This is a genomic window from Natronorubrum bangense, assembly GCF_004799645.1.
In the GTDB taxonomy this organism is placed as follows: Archaea; Halobacteriota; Halobacteria; order Halobacteriales; family Natrialbaceae; genus Natronorubrum; species Natronorubrum bangense.
Genome location: NZ_CP031305.1, coordinates 2,607,343 through 2,631,460, shown reverse-complemented (window position 1 = coordinate 2,631,460; position 24,118 = coordinate 2,607,343). Strand labels below are relative to the sequence as shown.

The window sequence follows — 24,118 nt, the reverse complement described above, 5'->3', positions numbered from 1 at the left end:
ACCTTCGACTTTCGGATGGGACCTAAAATACGTTTCCCTTGGTCGGCGTTGTGGCAGAGAGAACCAGGCGTTACTACATCTGGGACGTCTTTCCCGTCACCTAGACCGTCTGTTGCGATGTAACAATCTTCGGGAGCGTTAAGTGTGGTCGGGCCGACCACTCGGTCAATGAGTACGGGGGTTACGATCTCGTCGATCTCTGACTACGCGATCTTGGGCTGTGGTAGCGTTGGCTACGCCGTCGCCGAGGAGCTCGTCGAACAAGGCAAAGACGTCCGCATCATCGACCGCGACGAGAGCCGCGTTGAGTCGCTTCGCGATCAGGACTTGGACGCCCGTACCGCAGACATCCGCGAGCCCGAGGCTGCTGAGCTCGTCGCTGACCGCGACGTCGTCCTCATCCTTGCCTCGGATGTCGAATCGAACAAACGCGCCGTCGAACACATCCGCGCCGCCGACAACACCCAGTTCGTCGTCGCCCGCGCGAGCGATCCCGTCTCCGGCGACGAACTCGAGGAACTTGGCGCGGACATCGTCATCAACCCGTCGTCGGTGATCGCCGAATCGGCGCTTCGAGCCCTCGAGTCGGGTGAACTCGAGTACAACGCGGGCAAACTCGCCCAGTTGTTAGAGGAGACCGACGAGCGGCTGGCGATCGTCACCCAGGACAGTCCGGACCCGGACTCGATCGCGAGTGCGGCGGCGCTTCAGGCGATTGCCGACCACCTCGGAATCGAGTCGGACATCATCTATCTGGGCGATGTCGGTCATCAGGAGAATCGCGCGTTCGTCAATCTGCTGGGGATCGATCTGGTTCAGTGGGACGAAGTCGAGGATCGATCGGTGTACGATACGGTCGCGCTCGTGGATCACGCGACCTCGTCGGAGATGGAACTCCCCGTTGACATCGTGATCGACCACCACGAATCCGACGTGGAGTTCGAACCCGAGTTCGTCGACATCCGTCCCAACATGTCCTCGACGTCGACGATCATGACGAAATATATTCAGGAGTTCGACATGAACGTCTCCGAGGAAGTCGCGACGGCACTGCTGTATGGCATCCGTGCAGAGACGCTGGATTTCAAACGCGACACAACCCCCGCCGACCTCACCGCCGCGGCCTATCTGTATCCCTTTGCGAACCACGACACCCTAGAACAAGTCGAGTCGCCATCGATGTCACCCGAGACGCTCGATGTGCTCGCCGAAGCGATCGCCAACCGCGACGTGCAGGGGAGTCACCTCGTCTCCAACGCGGGCCTGGTCCGTGATCGGGAGGCGCTGACACAGGCCGCGAGCCACCTGCTCAATCTCGAGGGCGTCACGACGACTGCCGTCTTCGGCATCGCCGATGAGACCATCTTCCTCGCCGGGCGCTCGAAGGACATCCGCATCAACATCGGCAAAGTGCTCGAGGACGCCTACGGTGAGATGGGCGAGACAGCAGGCCACTCGACACAGGCCAGTGCAGAGATCCCACTCGGCATTTTCACTGGCATCGAGATCTCGGAGGATACCCGGGATACACTGCTCGAGTTGACTGAAGAGGCGGTCAAGCGGACGCTGTTCGACGCGATGGGCGTCGATGGCAGCGAAGGGTCAAACGGGAACTAGCGCGCCACTACGCGATCAGTTCGTCTTCTTCATCGTCGGGTTGGCGGACACGCTCGACGACGTCGTTGATCAGGATCACGTCGCCAACGGATCGGACCCACCGGTAGGGAACGATGATGCCCTGTCCGCCGTGGGCGGCGTCTGCAAACAGCTCAGTGTTCAGGTTTCCGAGTGCGAGTCCGGTCACCGCTTCGCCGTCGACGTTCAGCCGCAGGTCCTCGACTTCGCCGACGAAGACGCCGTTGTTTGAGTAAACCTCGCGTCCGACGAGAGAGGTGATCTCTTGAGGAGTATCGTCCATGTCTGGCCTCATGCAGGGTGGACTCTTAATTCTTGGTCAGACATGACAGTCATTGCAGACTGAAACCGAACGTGTTGTCTAGATACCTGCCGATGCTGTGTTACTGTTGGCGATCGCTGTCGGCGGCTAGAATCGAATCGATGGCTGCGTGGTCACCGAGGAGCTGTTCCATCCGGTCGACAGTTTCAACGTTGCGTGTACGCCCACTTCGGACGACGTCTTCAGCACGTTCGACAGTCGTCAGCGTGTCCGTCTGCACCGTCAGAATCGGTGTTCCGCGTTCTGTTGCCTGCCCGATAATCGTTCCCGACGGCCGGTGGCCGCCAGTCAGGATGAGACACCGAATGCCGGGTGCCTCGAGTGCGGCCCGGTGGATCTCGGCGCGATCGCCGCCGGTGATCACGGCGGCGTCTTTCGTCCGGCGGAAATGGCGCAGGGCGCTATCGCCGCCCATCGCACCGACAGTAAACCGCTCGATGTACGCGTCCGCGCCGGCGTCGACGAGCATCGATGCTCCCAGCTCCGCTGCCAGCTCGTCGACTGTCACGCCCGAGAGTACCTGCTCGCTCGGCACGACACCGAAGACCGGAATCCCTCGCCCCTCGAGGAAGGGGACGACATCGGTCTCGAGCGGATCGTATGCAGCGTCTGGAACGTCGTTGAAGATTACGCCGGCGAGACGGTCGCCGAAGGCGTCGGCCGCGGCCAACACGTCGTCGATGTCGCCGGGGACGGTATAGGATGCGACGAGGACAACACGCGCGTCCAACAGCGCTGCGATGTCAACATCCGTGAGATCGACGATGCCGCCGATGTCGTACTCGCCGCCGCCCTCGAGGAACAGTCGATCGGTGCCGTCTGCGAGCGTTTCGAACGCCTCCGAAACGCGCTCTCGGAGCTCCGCTGGGTCCTCGCGCCCGCGGATCGCCTGCTCGATGAACGTCGGCGAGTAGACAACTGGTTCTAAGTCGTGCATCTCCGCGTCGAGGTCGAGGAGTTCGCGAGCGAGCAGCGGATCCTCATCCAGGGTCTTCCCGACATTGCTCTGGAGGCTGGTTCCTTTTGGCTTCATGTAGCCGACGCTGTCGCCCTCGCGCTGTGCAAGCCGGGCGAGTGCGAGCGTGATAGCCGTCTTGCCGGTGCTGGTCTCTAGCGAGCTAACGAGGATCGTGTCGGTGCTGTCGTCGGTCGGTTCGCTGTCGGTGTCGGTCTGGTCGGTCGCCGTGGGTTCAGTGTTGGTCATAGGGTCTCCGTGTCGACGGTGAGTCGAAGGTCGATCGCCTGTACGCCATCGGGGCCGGCAACGAGCGGGTTGATATCGAGTTCGAGGATTGCCGGGAAGTCAGTCACCAGCTGTGAGAGTCGCTGGATCGTCTCGATAACCCCCTCGATATCCGCGGGTTCACGTCCTCGAGCGCCGCGCAACAGCGGTGCTGCTCGAATCTCGTCGATCATCTCTCGAGCGTCGCGTTCGCCGATTGGGGCCACACGTACCGACGTATCCTCGAGAATTTCGACGAAGATGCCGCCGAGGCCGAACAACAAGAGCGGGCCGAACTGCGGATCGCGGTTCATCCCGACGATCGTCTCGGTGGCGACGTCGAGATCGACCAACTCTTGGACCTGCACGCCGAGGATCGTCGCGTCAGGCTGATAGTTGCGCGCTCGAGCGACGAGATCTTCGTAAGCATCGTAGACGTCCGCGTCGGCGACGCCGACTTTCACGCCACCGATATCGGATTTGTGCGAGATATCGGGGCTGACGATCTTCATTACGACGTCGCCGTCGATCCGCTCGGCGACCTCGAGTGCACGCTCTGGGTCGTCGACGATCTCGCCATCCGGGGTTGGGATGCCGTACGCCTCGAGGAGATCCATCGACTCGACGCCCAGTCGGTTGTCGTCACGGCCGGCCGCGCGCTCGAGAATCTCTCGGGCGCGTTCGCGATCGACATCGAACCGTTCGGGCTCCTCGCTCGTCTGGTCGCGAATGCCGCGGTATCGGGCCAGCGCATCGAGTCCAGCGACTGCTCGGGCGGGATCGAAGTAGTTCGGGATCCCGAACTCGCGCAAGACTTCTTCGGCAGCACGTGCTCGCTGTCCGCCCATCAGACAGGTGACGACGGGCGTCTCGTGTTCGGCACGTTTCTCGATGACCGTCTCGGCAAGTGTATCATACTCGAGGACTGCAGTCGGCGCGCTAACTACGACTGCGCTGCCGACGTTCGGATCCGCGAGTGCGATATCGAGCGCCTCGCCAAAGCGATCGGCGTCGGCATCGCCGATGGCGTCGATCGGGTTGTAGATATTGGCCTCATCGGGCATCGCCTCGCTCAACGCATCGATCGTTTCGTCCGTGAAGTCGGCCATCTCGAGGCGCACGTCACCGACTGCATCAGTCGTCAACACGCCAGGGCCACCTGCGTTCGTGACGACTGCAACACCGTCCGAGTCCGGTTCTGACAGTCCTGACAGCGCCCGTGCGTAGTCGAACAGCTCCTGGACGGAGTTAGCACGGATCACGCCCGCCTGCTCGAGGCCGGCTTCATACGCCCGCTCACTGCCGGCGATCGCGCCAGTATGTGAGGAGGCTGCCTGTGCGCCGGCATCAGTACGACCGGATTTGACGAGGACGATCGGCGTCTCGTCGGTCACGTCACGGGCCGCCCGGATGAATTCGTCGCCGTTGTCGATCCCCTCGAGATAGCCGATGATAACGTCCGTCTCTGAATCGGCACCCCACTCGCGGATGAAGTCCGTCTCGTCGAGCACCGCCTTGTTCCCGAGCGAGACGACGTCCTGAAAGCCGATCTCCTGTTCGTTGGCCCAGTCCAGGACGGCCGTGATGAACGCTCCCGACTGGCTCATAAAAGAGATCGAGCCCTCGAGCGCGGTTTCGGGGCCAAAGGAGGCGTTCATATCGTTCGGCGTGGACATAATCCCGAGACTGTTGGGCCCGACGACGTTGAGATCGTACTCTGTGGCGATCTCGCGCAGCCGGCGCTCGCGTTTGGCACCTTCACTGCCAGTCTCCGAGAAGCCGGCGGTGATGACGACGACGTTCTTTGTCCCCGCCTCGGCGATATCATGGATCGACTCGATCACAATATCGGGCGGGACGACGACGACCGCCAGATCGATCGGCGGCGCACTCGACACAGCTGAATAACACTCGAGCCCGAGAATCTCGTCACGTTTCGGATTGATCGGCACGACCTCCCCGACGAACTCGTCACGGAGGTTCTCGACGATCGCACGGCCGACAGCACCGTCGCGGTCGGTCGCGCCAACTACGGCGACGGTCTCGGGGTCGAATAACGCGGATAACCGTCCCATCGTTCACTGGGTCGACGCGAGAGGAATTAAAGCCGTGGCCTCCTCCCGTCTGTTGGGCACGGATACGTCACGTCGGAGCGCCATCCTCGAGACAATCGGGAGGCGATAGCGACCGACGGACTCAGTGCATCGAGATCGACATCCCGGAGCGATCCGAGAGGACGATCGCAAGCAGGTAGAAGCCGATGGCGACGACGACGATGGAGCCACCAGGTGGAAGACTCGCCCAGATCGCAAACGCCAGCCCACCGATTACTGCGGCCTGTCCGAACAGCACGGAGAGATACAACGTTTCACGGAAGCTTCTGGCGATCTGGGAAGCCGTGGCCACCGGCAAGACGAGCATCGCGGCGACGAGGATCACGCCGAGGATCTGCATCGCGCCGACGACGACGACCGCCGTCATGACGATCAACAGGGTGTTGTAGCCGTCGACGTTGAGTCGCGCGACACGAGCCGCCTGTTCGTCGAACGTGATGAACAGCAGCTGCTTGTAGGTCAAGACGATCACGGCGACGACGACGATGGTGAGGAACGCAACCATCCGGGCCCCCTCGACGGTGACGATGGTCAGGCTTCCAAAGAGAAAGCCCTCGATGTCGATCGCCATCGAGACACGTTCACGGCCCCAGCTGATGAGGAGGGTTCCGACGGCGAAACTGCCACTGAGGACGATTGCGATCGGCACGTCACCGTAGGTGTTCGTCTTTGCCGTAAGCCACTGGAGGCCGATCGCCCCAAGCGCGCTGACGACCATCGCGATGAGGATCAACGCGCCGCTATTGCTGACGTGTGAGAGCAACATCGTCCCCTCGGCGAACGCCACGAAGATCAAACCGACGGCGACGCCCGCAAAGGCGGTGTGGGCAAGCGTCTCGCCGATGAGTGCCATCTGCCGATGGACCAGGTACGTCCCGACGAGCGGGGCGACGATGCCAATAAGGACACCTGTCGCGATCGCCCGCCACATAAACGGATGCTGGAAGATGTTCGTTCCGAGGTAGAAATCCATCCACATCCCGACGATGAGGAACTGACTGAACAGGAACTCCGCATGGGGCGCGACGCCGAGCCAAGCGGGCGCGCCACGAAGCCAGTCGAGGGTAATAAACGCAATCATCGCCATCGCGAGCAGCGCGGTCGCGGCGATTCCGCCGAGTTCGAGCTGCGTCCTCGAGGGGCCAACCGCGTGGAGACGCGCACGAACACCTACGCTCTCGCCGGCGGCGTCCGTGGCCTCAGCTGGATTGTTCGTGTCGTGGCTCATTGGTGATCGTGCTCGACGACGCCATGGGCCGCGCCGTAGGCCTTTGCGAGTGCATCGCTCTCGAGGAACGAGACGGTCTTTCCGTGGTGGTAGAGCTCCTTGTTGATACAGGCGATCTTGTTGACGTGTTTGGTGAGGATGTCGATGTCGTGTTCGATGAGAATAATCGTGATCCCTTGTTGGTTGAGTTCGTCGAGCAGTCCGTAGAACTGATCGCGCGACTCCGCGTCGACGCCGACTGTTGGTTCGTCGAGTGCGAGCAGATCCGCCTCGGAGGCGAGCGCACGGGCAATAAAGGCCCGCTGGCGTTGGCCACCTGAGAGCTGGTTGATCTGTCGATCGGCCAGATCACTGACCTCGACCGTTTCGAGGGCCTCATCGACGATTTCGTGATCCTCCTCGGTGAGCCTCGAGCGCCCGGCATGGGCGAACCGACCCATGAGAACGACCTCCCGGACGGTCACGGGCATCGTCTCACCCCGATCGGTCGAGCGCTGGGAGACGTAGCCGATCCGCTCGCCTGCCTCGAACTCCTCGATGGGCTGGCCGAACAGTTCGACCGTGCCGCTATCGGGACGCTGGAGACCGAGCATGAGGTGCAACAGCGTCGTCTTGCCCGACCCGTTTGGGCCGATCAATCCGAGAAAGTCCCCCTGCTCGATCGTCAGCGAGATGTCTTCGACGGCGACTTTCTCGCCGTAGGCGAACGTCACGTCCTGTACGTCGACGATCGGTGTCACTGTCTTCTCCGTTGAGCGTCGAGCGTCCGAACGTTTAATTCTTCCATCTTGCGGCGGCCTCTCGGCCGATACCGACGTGGTCGGTTCTGGCATGGACTCACTCGGCATCGAGCGCCTTGCGCAACGAGGGGAGGTTGATCTCTTCCATCTGTTCGACCCATCCCCAATCGTCCTCGTTCCATTCGCCCGTCGTCCCCTCAACCGGACTAAGCGGCTCTGCGTCAGTCGCCGAACTGCCCTCAAGGAGCTGTTCGGCGTCGCTCGGGAGGTCGTCCATGTCGTTTGGATCACTGGACTCGAACGGATCGTAGAGGATGGTGTCGATGTCGTGTTCGTCGACGATATCGATCAAGTTCGCAACAGCAGCGAAATCCTCACTGGCGTCAGGTGTCGCACCGGTTGGCGTGTGGAACTCGATCCCGTATCGCCGGGCGATGTACTGATAGGAGTCGTGGCCGACGAAGACGACGATCTCGCGGTCTGCGTCCTCGACGAGTTGCTCGAACTGCCGGTCGACCTCGGCGAGTCGCTCGTTGTACGCCTCGGCGTTCTCCTCGAACAGGTCGGCGTTGTCTGGATCGATCTCGGCAAGACCGTTGGCGATGTTCGAAACAGCGTCCTGTGCGAGGACTGGATCGACCCAGGCGTGTGGGTCGTGGAACTCGCTTGCTCCCTCTCCTTCGACCACGTCGACGCTCATCGGAGCCGCGTCGGTGTCGTAGACGAGTTCGCCTTCGTGACGAAGCTCGAAAATGATCTCTGTGTTTCCTGTCTCGAGGCCCGTCAGTTCGACGTAGTCGCCGTAGGACGTGATCTCGATGACGCCCTCCTGAGCGCCTTCGGCCAGTCGCGCGTCGAACTGGAACGCCTCGTTTTGCCCGAGCGGAACGATCCGATCGTCCGAATCTCGGAACACGGCTCCGATCGGCACGCTGCCATCGACCGGCACCTCTGGAACTCCACCATGCCAGTGGTCGATGTGCCAGTAGCCGAGTTGGTCTTCCGAGCGCAGATCATAGAAGTCGAACCGCTCTCTGACGATATCGTCGGGGTCGAACTCGTGGTCGTAGTCCGGTTCCGGTAACCCTTCAGTCTCGTCATCGTCGTCTGCGCCACCAAACGGGATGAGGTGTGGACCCATCCCGCTCATCGCGTCGATCACGGTGACGCTGTCGCCGTAGTCGCGCTCGAGGCCGGAGACGATGTCCTGAGCCCACGAGAATTCGGGTGTGTCCATGTAAATGAACACTTCACTCGAGGCGACGTCTGCGGTGAGGTCGAAGTCGGGCTCCCAGCCGTGTCCCATCTCGCCGGCCGGGACCGGGTTCTCGAACTCGAGTTCGCCGTCGGCGACCTGATTCGCCCAATCCCAGAGCGAAAAGAAGGCGGCGTAGCCACCCTCGTTGCCCATCTCATCGGGCTCGCTCAGACAGCCGGCGACCGCACCGAGCGAGACGGCACCAGTACCCGCAAGCACTGACCGCCGTGTCAGATTCATACCAGTAGGTGGTGGTACGCGGTTAAAAGTATTATTATATCAGCGAGACGATTTAATAAGGCGTGGTGCCGGCGTTTCAGTCGTTAGCAAATCGCCGCTCGAGTGCGAGACTGACAGTCGAAGATCGACAGATCGTTACTCGCCGGTAAGTCGGAGCACTGCACGTCCGTCGTGGAGTTCGACGATGGCGTACTCTTCGATCCCGTCACACCCGTCGACGTCCTCCGTTTCGTACTCGACGTGGCCGTCGGTGACCTCGATCGAATCGACAACGTCGCTGAAGAACGCGAACGTGTCGTCGTCGTGATCGTGATCGTGGTCGTCGTCGTGGTCGTCGTCGTGATCGTCGTCGTGGTCGTCAACTTCGAAGACGACGTAGCCGTTGTCACCTTCGATTGTGACCTCGAACGGCTGGTGGGTGTCCGAAATCGTCGGTGCGTCGTCTTCTGAGGAGCCTGCGGTAAGGTCCTCGCGCTCGTCGTAATCCATGTGGCCACAGGCATGCTCGATATCGTGGTCGCTCAGACCGTGACCGTGGTCGTCGTCGTGGTCGCCGTCGTGGTCGTCACCGTCGTGATCGTGGTCGTCACCGTCGTCGTGATCGTCACCGTCGTGATCGTGGTCGTCACCGTCGTCGTGATCGTCACCGTCGTCGTGATCGTGGCCACCAACGCCTTCCACGAGAAGAGTCATGGTCGACGCTGTCGTTTCGTCGCCGTTGCCGCCGTTGTCTTCATCGCCGTTGTCTCCGTCGTCGTCACCGAGACAGCCCGCGGCGCCAATGAGCGCGATCGAACCGGATGTTGCAAGCAGCTTTCGGCGGGATGTCGAGTGTGGGTTTGTCGTCATGAGGAGTTACCAGCAGTTGGTTATGACTTGTTGGTAATGAACTTGACGATATTATTAACAGGAAACAATGCCATACGGTTCACTAACAGATACTGGTATAGAAGAGGTGTCAGTGACTAACCCAAGCGACTCCGTCGGTCGGCGCGGCTGCTAACGATAGTTTCCTTGATTTCTGACAACACTGCTACTCTGAATGCTCGCCGCGAGATTTCACCAATATCCGCACCCGAACATCATCTGAGTGATATATCGAGTCGGATACCATCTCGCCGTCGATACGCCGGTGGCTGCTCGAGGTCGTCATCACGGACGACCTCGAAGGCGTCGAACCGAACGACGAGCCGCCCCGGTTCGATCGTCGCTCGCAGTATCGGGCCGCGACTCGTGACGACGACGTACGGCGGCGCTGGGACTGGCTGGGCGCGCAACTCATACCCCATCGCCGCGACGACGTCTGCAAGCACCAGTGGCAGCTGCTCGAGCAGGCCCGTCGCCTCGAGTGCCGACTGCAGCCGTTTGGAAACCGCATCGCTATCGGTGGTCCGGGCGGTGTCCCAGGGCTCGGCGACGTGATCCGCACAATGAGAGATGCCCGCAACGATGTCGGGATGTTCGTTTTCGATCCGTCGTCGAGCGTCTCGTACCGGGCGCGACACGACTGTGCGTGCGAGCGGGAGTTACTAAGCTGTCCCGACTCCGTCAACGAGCGTAATGACCACCCATCGAGTCCACCGCCGTCGGGATCACCGTCAGTCTCGTTTGATGACCGCGATCTTGAACGTCTGTACGCGATTGAGCACCGCTTGCACGAACTGTCGCCACGCCGGTTCCTGTCGCGTCTGGGCCTCGAGTTCGTTTTGCAACCGCTCGTTTTCGACCTCGAGCGTGCTGGCGGTCTCCTCGAGAGCCGTCACTCGGTCTTCGAGCTGATAGCGGCGTTCGCGCTGGGCGTGCAGGTCATGCTGGAGTTTATTGCGTTCACGCTCGAGCCTGTCGGCACGGTCGGTGAGACGCTCACGTTCCCGCGTCCGGTCGTCGACGAACGCGTCACGGTCGGTGGTGGCGATTGAATCGTCATCCGTCTCGGCGTCGTCAGTGGGCTCGAGATACCCGGTCCCGACCGCGTTGACGACGGCGCCCGAAAGCAGGATGAGCCCGCCGAAGTACAGCCACGTCAACAGTAGGAGGATGGCACCAACTGGGCCTGCGCCCTCCGAATCAGCGGCGAACGAGACGTACACTCGGAACAGCGACTGGAGTGCCATCCAGCCGACAGCCGCGAGCACGACGCCGGGGATGACCTCTCGCCGGGAGGTGCCGACGTCGGGGAAGTAGTAGTACATCGGGTAGAACGCGACTGCGAGGACGACCACGAGCAGGAGCGATTGGACCACACCCAGCCCTGGAATCGCGGGAAGAAACGCGAACAGGATGCCCGTCGCGGCCGCCACGAACAGTGCGCCACCGATCGCGCCGAAGACGAGCATGGCGTCACGGAGTTGGTCGACGAACGAACCCTCGTTCGTGGTGCCGTAGATCTCCGAAAAGGCTGTATCCAGTCCACGAAATATTTTCAGCGACCCCCACAGGAGCACGACAAGTCCGATTATCGACGATCCCGCCGTCGCAGGTGACTCCTCGAGGGATTCTTCGACTAACAGCTGGCCGCTTTCAGGGAGGAAGTCTTCAGTCGTTGCCGTGACTTCGGCCGCAAACGTCTCGTCGCCGACGATCGTGACGAGAAAGAACACCAGCACGAGCAACGGCAGTAACGAGATAAACGCCTGATACGCGATGCTCGCGGCCATGAACGGGACGTTCTTCTCTTGAATCCCATCGACGACCGTCTTCCCGAACGAAAGGCCGTCCCGAAGGTCGCTGAACATAGAAAACGAAGGGGACCGAACCAAAATAGGCCGTCGGCTTGCAACACCCGTGTTGCTTTTTGGCCCCGACTCTCGATTACGGCTTTTCGATACCCTCAAGCGTCGATTCGACGGCCCCCGTGTCGGCAGGGTGGGTATCCTCCCGCCTCGGTCGGAAAACCGATGAAGAGGGACTCGAGGAGTCAAGCCAGATGAAGACTGTCTGGCTCGAGCGGGCGGGCGAGGATCGACCCACTTGAACTCGACTGAGCCGCCTTGATACGGTCTGCGGTCCCAACCTCCCGGTCGGGTCGCGGGTGCACCGGCATGACTGACAGCGGTCCGGACGAATCTACGGACAGCACGTCGCATTCGATCGTTCTTCGGCGATTCCAGAGACGCCTAGCCGAACACGAACGGAAACCAGAGAAAGGTCAGCAGTGCGGTGACGCCGATTCCCAAGAGATTCAGCCAGATCCCGATTCGCACCATATCCGGGATGGTCAAGTAGCCGGCTCCGAACACGATCGCGTTCGGTGGTGTCGCGACCGGGAGCATGAACGCGAACGACGCCGAAAGCGCAGTGAGCGCCATTAGCCCGAGTGGGTCGATCCCGAGCGTTGCGCCGAGCCCGATCATGATCGGCATGAACACCGTTGCGGTCGCCGTATTCGAGTTGATCTCGGTCAGAAAGACGACGACCCCTGCGATGATGAGCAGCAACACGAGCAGCCGCACGTCGGCGAAGACGGCTAACGCGTTGGCGATCAGTTCGTCAAGGCCACTCAGCTGGAACGCGTTCGCGATCGAGAACCCGGCACCGAGCAGTAACAGGACTCCCCACGGAAGGTCTGCAACCGCCTCCCACTCGAGCAAGAACTCCCGCTCCCGGAGATCGACTGGAACGACGAATAACAGGATCGCCCCGATGATGGCAATCGTCTCGTCGGTCAGTGCCGGCACGATCGGTTCCAGGATGAACGGCCGAAGGATCCAGCCGCCGGCGACGATCGCGAAGACGGCCAGCACGCGGCGCTCGCCGCGTCCGAGTGCTCCCATCGCCTCGAGTTCGGCCTGTACGACGTCCTCGATCCCGGATTCGGGGACGCGTTCCGGCCGGAGCAACACCAGCAACAGATACCAGGTCGCCACCAGAAGGATCGCCGAAGCGGGGAGCGCAAACAGCATCCAGTCGAAAAACCCGATGTCGACGCCGAGACTCGCGCCGGCCACGCCAGCGAAAACGGCGTTGGGCGGACTGCCGATGATCGTCGCTGCCCCGCCGATCGAGGCGCCGTAGGCGATACCGAGCAGCAACGCGATCCCGAACCGTGATCGGGGAAGGTCCTCGGTATCCGGGACCGTCTCTGCTGTCGCCATCGTCGCCTCCTGATTCGGGTTGTCGCGGTGCTCGGCTGTTGTGTCGTCGTCCGCTGTTTCCGTCTGCCCGTCCCCGTCCGTCTCCTGTATCGTGACGTACTGCGTAACGACTGCCGTCCCGATCGGGACCATCATCATGGCCGTCGCCGTGTTCGAGATCCACATCGAGAGCACGGCCGTTGCAAGCATGAAACCGAACAGCAACCGTCCGGGGCTAGCACCGACGAGATTCACGATCGTCAGTGCGATACGCCGATGGAGATCCCAGTATTCGATCGCGAGCGCGAGCAGGAACCCACCGAGGAGCAAGAAGATGATCGGGTCAGCATACGGCGTGGTGGCATCCGCGACGGTTCCAACGTCAGTGAGCGGAAACAACGCGACCGGAAGCAGACTCGTCACCGGGATCGGGACTGCTTCCGTCATCCACCAGATCGCGATCCAGAGCGTCCCGGCTAACACCGCGTTCGCGTCACTCGGAATGGCAAACGGCGTTCCCACGTAGACGATCACGAAGGCGAGCGGCCCCACCAGCAGCCCCAGATTCTCACGCGTCAGCACATCCGGTTCGTCCTCATCCTCCGTCGACGTACTCGAGTCTGCCCCAGCCGCGGTTCTCATTTCGTCGCTCGAATCCAAATGTCGCCCTCGCGGTGCTTGTGGCTTCGTCGTTGTCCCCTTCCACGGAATCGGCTTGTGAGACCGCTCGACAGAATCTCGGATTCCCTACTCATCGGTCGTGCTATGCGACATGGGATTGTAAGAATCAGTGACAGAAGCGCTGAGTGTCTGTTTGCTGTGTATCGTCTCGTTCGATGTCAGCGCAGTCACGACGTCACGGACGGGTATAGTAACAACTGAAACGATTTAACACTGATCGCACAGCCATCGTGCGATCAGGTGTACATTGACTTTCAGTGGCTACTATAGGTCATCGGCATGGGCAGCACCATGCAACGAAAAGCACGATGGAGGGAGCTGGTCGCTCCTCGAGAGAGCGGAGGTGCAAAGCCGCGCAGCCAACGGGGAAAGCGGGTTCGAGTGGGGTCGGTTACAGGACGATGCTCTTCTTGCGCATCATCTCGTGGATCGAGGCGTCGAGCCCTTCGCGGCCGATGCCGGAGTCTTTGTTGCCGCCGAAGGGGACGTCGCCAAGCCCGTGGCTTGGTGCGCCGTTGATCCGGACCGCGCCCGCGTCGATACGGTTGGCCAGCCGCATCGCACGCTTGTAGTCGCTCGTAAAGACTGCCGCGTCGAGTGCGAGGTTGGAGCCGTTGGCGATCTCGAGGGCTTCGTCCTCGTCCGCGAACGTCGTGATGGCGGCAACGGGGCCGAACTGCTCTTCGTCGACGATGCGGGCGTCGTGGGGGACGTTCGCGAGCAGCGTCGGCTCGAAGAACTGATCTCCGAGATCGTCCGGGACGCCCTCGGGGGCGCGGCGTTCGCCGCCACGGACGATTTCGGCGCCTTTCTCGACGGCGTCCTCGACGAGTTCCTCGACCCAGTCGGCCTGGTCTTCGGAGATAAGCGGGCCGAGCGCGGTGTCCTCGTCGAAGAGATCGCCGGCTTGCCAGGCGTCCATCTGCCCGTCGATCAGGTCGACGAGTTCGTCATGGACGTCTTCGTGTGCGAGTACGCGCGAAATAGCCGAGCAGCGCTGCCCGGCGTACTTGAACGACCCCTTCGCGCAGTTGCCTGCGACGTCGGCGAGGTCGGCGTCGTCAAAGACGATCGCGGGCGCGTTGCCGCCGAGTTCCATATGCAAGTTGACCATGCCGCTTTCGCGGGCGACGTGTTTGCCGGCACCCGAAGAGCCGGTCATGGCGATCGCGTTGATGCGGTCATCGCCCGAGAGGAGATCACCAATCTCGCTTGCCTCGCCGGGGACGAAGTTGAACGCGCCGTCCGGAATGCCGTCGACGTCGGCGATGACGTCGGCGAGGACCGCTGCCGAGATGGGCGTCTTGCTCGCGGGCTTGAGCAGGACGCTGTTCCCAGCGGCAAGTGCAGGGGCAACCTGTAATGCCGTCGTCGCCAGCGGGTAGTTGTACGGCGTGATACAGAGCACCGCACCGATCGGCTCGTGTTTGACGATCGCTTGCCAGCCCTCGTGGCCCTCGGTCGAACCTTCGCGATACTCGCCTTTGCTGACGATGTTGCGCGCCTCTTCGGCTGCACGGTCGAACCGCGTCGCGGCCTGTTCGACCTCGCCGCGGGCCGACGAGATTGGCTTGCCAGCCTCGCGAACAATGATCTCTGCGAGTTCCTCTTCGCGCTCGCGAAGGCCCTCAGCGATCGTTTCACACCACTTCGCGCGCTCGACGACCGTCGTCTCGCGCAGTTCCGGTTTGATCTCGTGGGCCGCCTCGAGTGCAGCGTGTGCCGTGGCTGGATCCGCGGCGGCGACCTGTGCGAAGGAACCGCCGTCTGCGAGATCCGAGACTGAGATGACACTCTCGGTTTCGAGCCACTCCCCATCGACGTAGATCCGCTCTCTCCGCTGTGCGACTCTCGTTGCCATACTCACTCCTTGGACCTCCATACTAAAAATGTTTACTCATACTTGAAAAAATACAAACGAGTGTATACTACCACTCCGAAACTCGTTTCTCTTGCAGAAAGAACAACATAGTATTCTTAGCCACGAAGGGCAGTTTCTATATACAGAAAAATTATTCTGTCATGGGCAACGTTTAAGTGTGATGCGAGTGTATCGATAACGTACGATGAGCACCCAGAAGACCGTCCGCCAACAGGCCGACTCCGTCGAAGAGAACAGCCTTCGACTCGAGCAAGAGAAAGCCGAACAGATCGTCGACGCGCTGAACACGGAACTAGCAAACGCATACGTGCTGTATCACCAGCTCAAAAAGCACCACTGGGTCGTCGAGGGGGCAGAGTTCCTGCCGCTTCACGAGTTCCTCGAAGAGGCTTACGAACACGTCGAGGAAGGCGCAGACATCATCGCCGAGCGCGCACAGGCTCTCGGCGGCGTCCCCGTCTCCGGGCCGACCGCTCAGGAGCGGCGAGCGACCGTTGAGTTCGAGGGCGAGGACGTCTACGATGTCCGCACGATGTTCGAAAACGACCTCGAGATGTACGGCGACATTATCGAGTCGATGCGCAACAGCATCGAACTCGCAGAAAACCTCGGCGACTACGCCACCGTTGAAATCCTGCGTGAAATCCTCGTGACGCTCGAGGAAGACGGCCACCACTTCGAGCACTACCTCGAAGACGACACGCTGGTGCTCGAAGAGGCCACGAAGTAACGAGTCGGACGGCGACCGCTCACGGGTTGTTTTTCTACGAGTTAGAGAACCGAGCCAGCAGAGACTCGACTCACGGCTGTTACTTGTGTTTAACAACAGCTGAACCACGGCTGTTGCTTGTGTTTAACAACGGCTGAACGTTCTATCCGGTTCCGGGGCCATCGTCTGTAACGGGGTTTGACCGGAACAAAGACAATGTCGGTGCGTGTCGTGACAGGTATGGCACAAACCGTTGATGAACTCCGAAATGAAATCAGGGTCGCTGTAGGGCGATTCGAGCGAGAGGGATCGGCAGCGTTCACGAAAGAGGACTTAGCCGCAATTTGTGATGCGGTGGAGTATGAGGTTGAGACGAGCGGACGCCTGCCTCCGAAAGCAGAAATGCGGGCCGGAATCTTGTGGAAAATCGGCGCTTTAGAAGAGAATAATCCGAACGCGGCACCGTCGTCATTCCGGAAAAATGAACTGGAAGCTATCGAAACAACTGTTCAGTAGGGTTAGAGGACGTAGCAACAGACTGACTGAAACCCTTGGTTGGTGATCGGTTTCGGAAGTCGTGTTGAATAGACAGTGCAAACTCATCCGTCTTTAGCTAAGCGAAGAATCGCATGACTGCGGCGGCTTATCGGGACAACTTTTCGGAAGGAATGAGGAGGATTCAGCTGTGCACACAGAACCCTCCTCACGTCATATTGAACGTCGTCTCACTAACCTCCTTCCTTCTGAAGCACTCGAAGACCACGCCGAAGGTGTCGGCGTGGTCGAGCGCGAGGGGAAGCTTCAGCTCCCGCCACTTGTCTGGTCGTTTGCGTTCGGCTTCGCCGCAGGCGAAAGCCGAACGCTTGCAGCCTTCAGACGAACCTACAACTCCACTGCTGACGAGTCGATCTCTCCGGGTGGTTTCTATCAGCGGTTGACTCCGACACTCGCAGAGTACCTCCGCGACCTCGTCGAATACGGGTTCGACGAGGTCGCTGTGCCTCACACCGTCTCTGATGAGTTCGACCGCTTTCGGGACGTGATGATCGCTGATGGAACCGTCCTGCGGTTGCACGAGTTGCTCTCTGAAGAGTACAAAGCACGTCACGAGGAGCAGGCTGGAGCGAAGCTCCACCTGCTCCACAACGTCACTGATCAGACGGTCGAACACTTCAGCGTCACAGACGAGAAAACGCATGACAGCACGTTGTTCAACACAGGTTCGTGGCTGGAAGAACGATTAGCGATCTTCGATCTCGCCTACTTCAAGTACCGGCGGTTCGCGTTGATCGACGAGAACGACGGCTACTTTGTTAGCCGGCTGAAAAAGAGCGCAAACCCGGTTGTAACCGAGGAATTACGGGAATGGCGCGGCCGCGCCATTCCCTTGGAAGGCGAGAAAATCTTTGACATCGTCGACGACCTTTCCCGCAAATACATCGACGTGGAAGTCGAGGTCGAGTTCGACCGGCGAGAGTACGCGGGCACGCAGTCACATGATACGAAACGGTTCCGCGTCGTCGGCGTCCGCAACGAGGACGACGACGACTATCATCTGTACATCACGAACCTGTCTCGGGAAGAGTTTCTCCCGGCCGATCTAGCGACGATCTACCGATGTAGATGGGAAGTAGAGCTGTTGTTTCGAGAACTCAAGACTCAGTACGAGCTAGACAAGTTCGACACAACGAAGAAGCATATCGTAGAGATTCTGCTGTACGCAGCGTTGTTATCATTGGTCGTGAGTCGTGATTTGCTCGGGCTGGTCATCGAGCACGCTGATGATGGGATCGTGTTCCCGCCGGAACGCTGGGCGGCGACCTTTCGGTCGCACGCCCAGCTCATCCTCCGTGAACTGAGAGAATATCTCGCCTACTCACCGCCGCCACTGCTACAACGACTGATCGAAGACGCTCAGAAGATCCACAAGCAACGACCAATCCTCCAAGAACAACTCGCTACCACCATCCAACCGACCGCTGAGGTTTAGCTAAAGATCAATGACAGTGCAAACTGAACGGCGAAGAGAATACGTAGCAGAGTAGTTATTATCAGATGATGACTGAGATAGATACTGCACTCACCCTCAAGCAATCAATTCTACTTCTACTGATTTTGCCAATAGCAATAGGATTCGTCTCTCGTCTCTTCGGTGACCCCCTCGTCTCTGGAGTTCTATCCGGGTTTCTAATGGCAATTATCATCTTGCTATTTTATTATTGGTCAGATCTGCTCGGCAACCCCGAATAAGCGGGCTGGTTCAGTAAAAATAGCAGACAGTCAGTGTGCCCATTCTTTCTCCTGTGCTGAACGGTATGTTCTTCACTTGGATGTCACACGCTGTTTTTACCAGTTGGCGTATCAGTCATACTCTATCGCGAGACATTTTATGGTATTTATCGCATGAATTCACCGACGACGGCTTCTCGTTTGGATGCGACTCGAGAACATTGAACATGGATACAGTCACTGGCCGAACGACAGATCGATCACGAATCCACGGCGTTACATACAAGCCACCGTCAGAAACCGTCCGCTATGGGGGGCCTCACGCGTCGGGGAGTCGTTCTCGATCGATGAAACGGCTCAGCGCTCGAGGTCGACAACGCAATCGGCTGCGATCCAGCCGTCGGTGTTGTCGCGTTCGGTAAAGACGACTTTGCCGGGTCGGGTTTCGTGACTGGTCACGATCGCCGTCGGCTCCTCGGCTGTCTCGTCGGATTCGGTATCTTCTCTGCGGACGGGTGCGTCCATTAGGAGGAGTTAGGCGAGCCTAAATCTAAAAAGGTTTTGGTTGGCCTAACTTCACGGTGGGGCCGACGCGCAGACGATTTCACGGCCCAGCTTGAAATCAGTCGCTCTCGTACCCCCATGTATGCAGTTCGACGTCATTCAGGGAGATATCGCTGCACAGTCAGCCGACGTCCTTGTCAACGCCGCCGGCACGAGTCTCCGAATGGGGTCTGGTGTTGCTGGCGCACTTCGGCGGCGCGCAGGCGCAGAGATCAACGAGGAGGCCATGGAGAACGGACCGATCGAACTCGGTGCAGTCGCGGTCACCGACGCTTACGACCTCGACGCCGACTACGTCATCCATGCGGTTGCAATGCCTCACTACGGCGACGGCCAGGCGACCGCTGAGAGCATCCGCGATGCGACCCAGAACACGCTCGAGAGAGCTGACGAACTCGGCTGCCGATCGCTCGTGATCCCAGCGCTTGGCTGTGGCGTCGCCGGCTTCGACCTCGCCGACGGTGCCGAGATCATCGGCGAAACGATCGACGTATACGAGCCAGCGTCACTCGAGGATGTGCGTCTGATCGCATACAGCGACGATGAGTACGAGACGATCCGCGCAGCGACTGCCGACACCGCGGCGTCGAGTTGAGAAACCGCGTTCCTCGACTGGCACTCTACCCCACGGTGGCCTGCGAGTCCGTCGGAACCGGTGGCGTGAACCTAGATTCTTGTTTCTATGAGATGAGAACTGGTAGTAGTTTTACTATGTACGGTCACCAACTACTACGCAGGTGATTAATAGTGTACGATACAATCCTCATTCCGACCGACGGCAGCGAACAGGCAGCCCGCGGCGTCGAACAGGGCCTCAACCTCGCCGACCAGTACGACGCAAAAGTAGTGTGTCTCTACGTCGTCGACGAACGTCGCCACGGACGACCGCCGGCGCTTGGAAGCGTCGAGGCCGAACACGAAAAACTCGAGGACGACGCCACCGAGATGCTCAACGAAATCAAAGCACGTGCCGATGAACTCGGCCTCGAGGTCGATTGTGAGTGTTGCCGAGGGCTTCCGTGGGAAAAGATCACGACCCATGCGGAACGAAACGACGCCGACCTGATCGTGATGGGCCGTCGGGGAGCGACCAACGACCGGACAACGCCACTCGGGAGCGTCACCGACCGGGTCATCCGTCTCACCGAGACACCCGTTCAGGCGGTCTAACACGGTCTGCCGTCCCTCTTTCCCAGCACAATCGCAAGACTGCACGCGGTCGCGTCGGAACTGACGGGCAGCAGTCCGTCAGAAGTGAGGATCGCCGTCTCGAGTCCGTTCCAACTGCTTCTCCACTTTCAGAGACCGGAGATGACTCGTGACAGCAGCCAGACGGTCTCCTGACGGTTGACCGCACCCCCAAGCGAGAACGGCAGCGCACTCCGCGGCTTTTTGCTGTCTCTCCCCTCGCTGCTGTGTTCGTCGCACCGGCTGTTGTGACTGCGTTTGCGGTATCCTCGAGCACGATGGTGTCGAAGAACAGATAATTCGATAGCGGGGACAGACGGCCCGTTTCGGTTGCAACTGGACACAACTAGGCCTCGCCAGCGCCGGAAACGGCTTTGTGCGATCGTCGTATGCGCAGGCTCAGCTCAGCGAGAGCCCGCGGATCTCGACCGAGTTGCCCGCTTCAACGTGGCCGATGATCTGCCCGTCGGTGTCGGCGACGAGCGCCTCGGCACGGTCTTCGGGAACGGCGACGACGAAGCCGGTGCCCATGTTGAACGTTCGGTGCATCTCCTCGTCCGTCACCTTCCCTTCAGCCTGCACGAACTCGAAGATCGGCTGGGCCGGGAACGGATCCTCGATCACGTACTCGTGGTCGCCCATCCGGAGCAGGTTCGTCCAGCCACCACCCGTGATGTGGGCCGCCGCACGAACACCGTGTTCACGCATTGGCTCGAGCAGAGACGTGTAGAGCCGCGTCGGCCGAAGCAGTTCCTCGCCGATCGTCCGATCGTCGTCGTGGGGGAACGCGTCGGTGTACTCGTGGTCGCGCGTGACTGCCTCGCGAGCGAGCGTGAGGCCGTTCGAGTGGATGCCGTTCGAGGCAAAGCCGACGAGGACGTCACCGACCTGTGCCTCTCCCTCGAGAATCTCGTCCTTGCCGGCGAGGCCGGCACAGGTGCCTGCGAGGTCGAAGCCCGTGACGACGTCGGGCATGACAGCTGTCTCGCCGCCGAGGAGCGTCATGCCGGATTCCTCTAGACCGACGGCGAGCCCTTCGCCGATCTCGTTGGTGAGGTCGTCGTCGGGTTCGTCGATCGCGAGGTAATCAACGAACGCAACGGGTTCGACGCCCGCGGCGACGAGGTCGTTGACGTTCATCGCGATGCAGTCGATGCCGATCGTCGAGAAGTCTTCGATGGCTTCGGCGACCATGAGCTTCGTGCCGACGCCATCAGTCGCGAGGGCGAGATAGCGATCGCCGATGTCGATCAGGCCCGCGTACTCGGTCGTCAGATCGCTTCCAAAGGCCTCGAGCAGCGCTGCAGTCGCGTCTTCGCTGGCTTCGATGTCGACGCCGGTGTCGGCGTAAGTGAGCTGTTCCGTTGCAGCATCGTCGTCCGCTGGATCGGTCATGTCTGAACGACCTCTCGGGGTGAGCAAAAGATCACCGGTTGCATGGTCGGCCGCCGGCCCATCGAGCGCGTCTCAGAATAACCCAAACGTCAAATAAAAGCCGACGACCAACACCAGACTCAGGCCGAACACGACGCCGAACACTGGCTTGCTCCACTCGAGGACCGTTTTCCCGTCGAGGGGGCCAAACGGGATCATGTTGAACGCGGCAAGGACGAGATTGATGAGCACGCCGAGGTGACCAACGGTCCCGATAATGCCGGGAAACAACATAAGCGGGAAAAACACCAGTGCAAGCAGGTGGTTTGTAATGGGTCCTGCGAGCGCGACGTGCCCGTTCTGTTTCGTCGTGATCCGGCCCCGGTGGTAGACAGCCCCTGGTGCGGCAAAGAGAAAGCCAATAAGTGCGCTCATGACCGCGAGAAACAGCATCTGGTAGTCTGCACGGAACTCCGCGACCTGGCCGTACTCGATCGCGACCACTTTGTGAGCGAGTTCGTGCAACAGAAAGGCGACGCCGACGGTGACGAAACTCAGCCCGACCATCGCACCGAAGTAGCCGACAGTGACCGGTGAGCGGTGAATCGGCGCCAGCAACAGCGCGAACGCGACACTCAGTGTAATCCAGGCCAGCGCGAGGTCGAACAGTTCCTTGTCGCTGAAAGAGAGTTCCGGCTCCGGCTGCCGGCGTGTTCGCACGCTCATGTCAACAGCCCTCTGAGTAACTCGAGGGTGTTTTCAGCACCGGTGAGAAGCTCACCAAAGAGAGCGTCGACGCCGCCGATTTCGGGAGCGAGCCACGGCAACACCGCGATCGGGAACAGCAGGGTCGCGATCAGACTCCCGATGTTGGTCAACGCAACGATCATAATGAGCCGGAACAGCGGGACATCGAACATGTCGCTCATGGCGTCGCTCACCGGCCGCTCGGAGTCACCGACGATTTCGTTGAGCGTCTGGATATCTCGAATGTTGACTGGCCGGTGTTTGAGTTCGACGTAGCCAGCGAACCAGCCGGGGGCCAGCAGTGGATTGATGCTGGTTAGCCACGCAATCGAGCCGCCGACGCCGGCACTGGTCCAGCGTGCACCAGCGAGTCTGGCGAGTGTAAACGCAAAGAACCCGTTGAACAGAAACCAGGCTCCAAACAGCTTGAGCAAGAACGTATCCTGCACGCCCGCCATAATCAGCAGGAAGAAAAAGCCGAGGAAGCCGATCATCACCAGATAGCCGGCGATCTTCAGTGGCGAGAATCGTCGCTTGGACGCAGTCCCCGAAAGCGACTTGAGGGAAGGAATCTGTGATGGGTTCTCGAGATGGCGTTCGATCCCGGCTTTGTGGCCGGCACCGACAACGGCGACGACGTCGTACCCCTGGTCGCGAAGCTCGTGGAGGTGATTCGCGATGTAGGCGTCACGTTCGTCGATCAGGGCGTTTGCGCCGCGGGGGCTAAACCGGCGAAACTCCTCCATCATCGCGGCGACAACGTCGCCGTCGGTCATCTCTTCGATGTCGATCTCGTCGACGTCTTCGACGTCGCTGCTGCCGGCATCGAGAACGAGGCCGAGGAGGCCACCGATGGCGACACCGACGCCGAGCCCGGCGAGGATACCAACTGTCCCGCGGATCCCGTAGATGCCGGCGCTTTCGAACGCGCCTGCTGAAAACGGTCCAATGAAGGTTCCAGTTGCGACCAGTGCCAGGCAGGCGCTGATCCCGAGACCGACGCCTGCGAGGATCCGTATCGAAAGCCCGTCGAGAAGCCCGCCAGCCGACCCGCTGTTCGTCTCAAGCGAGGGGAGAAAGAGCAACCCGACGAACGCACCGCCGATGGCACCACCTATGGTCGCGCCCACATACTGAAGCGTCGTCGAGCCGGTGACACCAAGCAAGAGGAGGTCGCCAAGCCCGAGCAGCGGTGCGAGAAAGGCAGCGAAGACAAAGCCGACCAAGAGCCCGGCAACGGCACCGAAGGTGAGCCCGATCGTCCGGGGATCGGTAATTCCGAGGGCGAGTCCGCCGACCATCTTCAGCTTCTCGCTAACAGATAGCCGACGCCAGAACCGCTGGATCGTGACCTGAATATCTCGATCGACGAGTGCAACACCGCTTTCGTTGCGCTCGGCGGCCTCGATGGCGGCCCGCATGTCCGCTCCGGGCTCGATGTCGAACCGCTCGCCGAGGCGTGACTGGACATACGAAAGCATCCAGTAGGCCAGAAACTGGAAGACGGTGTTGCCTGAGAGGAGGTCTTTGGCTTCAATATCGTCCGGTGTCCCGCCTTGCATCTGTCGATATCGACCCTCGTCGAGTTCGACGGCGACGACATCTGGGTCTTCACGATCGATCGTTTCGTGTACGTCATCGACGCTCGCCTGCGAGACGTGTGCTGTCCCGAGAACGTGGACAGACCCCTGTTCGTCCGTTGGCGGCTTCGGGGGCTCTGGCACGCCGGCGTCGCCTGCATCGCTCATTAACGATTCAACTCGACGTGGACTTTTACCAGTATCGGACCAAAAGGAAGTAAGACGGACAGATCGTCGACCGCCGACTCGAGTGCGAATCGGCCACGGTCACGCCGTTTCTCGTCTACTGACGACTGTTGCCACCACCGGTGGCGGATGGCGCTGGTTCCGAC

At 60.5% G+C, this 24,118-nt stretch carries 21 protein-coding genes; 6 read left to right on the top strand and 15 right to left on the bottom strand.

Annotated elements, in window-relative coordinates; all coding sequences use genetic code 11:
* Positions 1-168 precede the first annotated feature (168 nt).
* Positions 169-1,617, top strand: a complete 1,449-nt coding sequence (locus DV706_RS13115; protein ID WP_006065533.1) for a DHH family phosphoesterase — start codon at positions 169-171, stop codon at positions 1,615-1,617.
* A 7-nt stretch (positions 1,618-1,624) separates the two neighbouring features.
* On the opposite strand, the gene DV706_RS13110 is transcribed toward DV706_RS13115, so the two are convergent.
* The 11 genes from DV706_RS13110 to DV706_RS13055 form a co-directional block, all read right to left on the bottom strand.
* Positions 1,625-1,918, bottom strand: a complete 294-nt coding sequence (locus DV706_RS13110) for a PRC-barrel domain-containing protein (protein WP_006065532.1) — start codon at positions 1,916-1,918, stop codon at positions 1,625-1,627.
* Positions 1,919-2,018: 100 nt separating this feature from the next.
* Positions 2,019-3,161 carry a phosphotransacetylase family protein gene (locus DV706_RS13105; RefSeq protein ID WP_006065531.1) on the bottom strand — a complete coding sequence of 381 codons (1,143 nt, stop codon included), beginning with the start codon at positions 3,159-3,161 and terminating at the stop codon, positions 2,019-2,021.
* Complete coding sequence (locus DV706_RS13100) at positions 3,158-5,254, bottom strand: acetate--CoA ligase family protein (RefSeq protein ID WP_006065530.1); 2,097 nt, start codon at positions 5,252-5,254, stop codon at positions 3,158-3,160. The genes DV706_RS13105 and DV706_RS13100 overlap by 4 nt, the downstream gene beginning before the upstream one ends.
* 121 nt (positions 5,255-5,375) lie before the next feature.
* Entirely contained in the window at positions 5,376-6,521 is a 1,146-nt protein-coding gene (locus DV706_RS13095) for a metal ABC transporter permease (RefSeq protein ID WP_006065529.1), read from the bottom strand.
* Positions 6,518-7,261, bottom strand: coding sequence for a metal ABC transporter ATP-binding protein (locus DV706_RS13090; protein WP_006065528.1), 744 nt, complete (start codon positions 7,259-7,261; stop codon positions 6,518-6,520). Before DV706_RS13090 ends, DV706_RS13095 begins: the two co-directional genes overlap by 4 nt.
* Before the next feature lie 97 nt (positions 7,262-7,358).
* Positions 7,359-8,759: a metal ABC transporter solute-binding protein, Zn/Mn family gene (locus DV706_RS13085; RefSeq protein ID WP_006065527.1), complete on the bottom strand. Its 1,401-nt coding sequence runs from the start codon at positions 8,757-8,759 to the stop codon at positions 7,359-7,361.
* A 135-nt stretch (positions 8,760-8,894) separates the two neighbouring features.
* Positions 8,895-9,608: a hypothetical protein gene (locus DV706_RS21480; RefSeq protein ID WP_006065526.1), complete on the bottom strand. Its 714-nt coding sequence runs from the start codon at positions 9,606-9,608 to the stop codon at positions 8,895-8,897.
* A gap of 233 nt (positions 9,609-9,841) precedes the next feature.
* Positions 9,842-10,264 carry a hypothetical protein gene (locus DV706_RS13070; protein WP_006065525.1) on the bottom strand — a complete coding sequence of 141 codons (423 nt, stop codon included), beginning with the start codon at positions 10,262-10,264 and terminating at the stop codon, positions 9,842-9,844.
* 93 nt (positions 10,265-10,357) lie between these two features.
* Entirely contained in the window at positions 10,358-11,494 is a 1,137-nt protein-coding gene (locus tag DV706_RS13065) for a YhjD/YihY/BrkB family envelope integrity protein (RefSeq protein WP_006065524.1), read from the bottom strand.
* A 381-nt stretch (positions 11,495-11,875) separates the two neighbouring features.
* On the bottom strand, positions 11,876-13,474 hold the full coding sequence (locus DV706_RS13060) for an SLC13 family permease (RefSeq protein WP_006065523.1): 1,599 nt from the start codon (positions 13,472-13,474) through the stop codon (positions 11,876-11,878).
* Positions 13,475-13,904: 430 nt separating this feature from the next.
* Positions 13,905-15,374 (bottom strand): aldehyde dehydrogenase family protein, encoded by a 1,470-nt coding sequence (locus DV706_RS13055; protein ID WP_006065522.1) that lies wholly within the window; start codon positions 15,372-15,374, stop codon positions 13,905-13,907.
* A gap of 205 nt (positions 15,375-15,579) precedes the next feature.
* On the opposite strand from DV706_RS13055, the gene dpsA reads away from it, so the two are divergent.
* The 3 genes from dpsA to DV706_RS13040 all read left to right on the top strand — a co-directional run bounded on the left by dpsA (position 15,580) and on the right by DV706_RS13040 (position 18,094).
* A complete protein-coding gene (gene dpsA / locus DV706_RS13050) occupies positions 15,580-16,125 on the top strand; it encodes a DNA starvation/stationary phase protection protein DpsA (protein WP_006065521.1) in 546 nt (181 codons plus the stop codon).
* A 219-nt stretch (positions 16,126-16,344) separates the two neighbouring features.
* The gene (locus DV706_RS13045; protein ID WP_006065520.1) at positions 16,345-16,620 is read left to right on the top strand and encodes a hypothetical protein; all 276 of its coding nucleotides are present in this window, start codon (positions 16,345-16,347) and stop codon (positions 16,618-16,620) included.
* A 196-nt stretch (positions 16,621-16,816) separates the two neighbouring features.
* Positions 16,817-18,094: an IS4 family transposase gene (locus DV706_RS13040; RefSeq protein WP_049889733.1), complete on the top strand. Its 1,278-nt coding sequence runs from the start codon at positions 16,817-16,819 to the stop codon at positions 18,092-18,094.
* A 596-nt stretch (positions 18,095-18,690) separates the two neighbouring features.
* Here the strand turns inward: DV706_RS13040 and DV706_RS21795 are convergent.
* Positions 18,691-18,858, bottom strand: coding sequence for a DUF7331 family protein (locus DV706_RS21795; RefSeq protein ID WP_006064548.1), 168 nt, complete (start codon positions 18,856-18,858; stop codon positions 18,691-18,693).
* 121 nt (positions 18,859-18,979) lie between these two features.
* Between DV706_RS21795 and DV706_RS13030 the strand changes: the two genes are divergently transcribed.
* Complete coding sequence (locus tag DV706_RS13030; protein WP_006064547.1) at positions 18,980-19,492, top strand: macro domain-containing protein; 513 nt, start codon at positions 18,980-18,982, stop codon at positions 19,490-19,492.
* A 152-nt stretch (positions 19,493-19,644) separates the two neighbouring features.
* Entirely contained in the window at positions 19,645-20,067 is a 423-nt protein-coding gene (locus DV706_RS13025; RefSeq protein ID WP_006064546.1) for a universal stress protein, read from the top strand.
* Positions 20,068-20,484: 417 nt separating this feature from the next.
* Here DV706_RS13025 and purM read toward each other — a convergent pair whose 3' ends face one another.
* The 3 genes from purM to DV706_RS13010 all read right to left on the bottom strand — a co-directional run bounded on the left by purM (position 20,485) and on the right by DV706_RS13010 (position 23,954).
* Positions 20,485-21,480, bottom strand: coding sequence for a phosphoribosylformylglycinamidine cyclo-ligase (purM, locus tag DV706_RS13020; protein ID WP_006064545.1), 996 nt, complete (start codon positions 21,478-21,480; stop codon positions 20,485-20,487).
* A gap of 72 nt (positions 21,481-21,552) precedes the next feature.
* Positions 21,553-22,185 (bottom strand): zinc metalloprotease, encoded by a 633-nt coding sequence (locus DV706_RS13015; protein WP_006064544.1) that lies wholly within the window; start codon positions 22,183-22,185, stop codon positions 21,553-21,555.
* Positions 22,182-23,954, bottom strand: coding sequence for a TraB/GumN family protein (locus DV706_RS13010; RefSeq protein WP_006064543.1), 1,773 nt, complete (start codon positions 23,952-23,954; stop codon positions 22,182-22,184). The genes DV706_RS13015 and DV706_RS13010 overlap by 4 nt, the downstream gene beginning before the upstream one ends.
* Between the last annotated feature and the right edge of the window lie 164 nt (positions 23,955-24,118).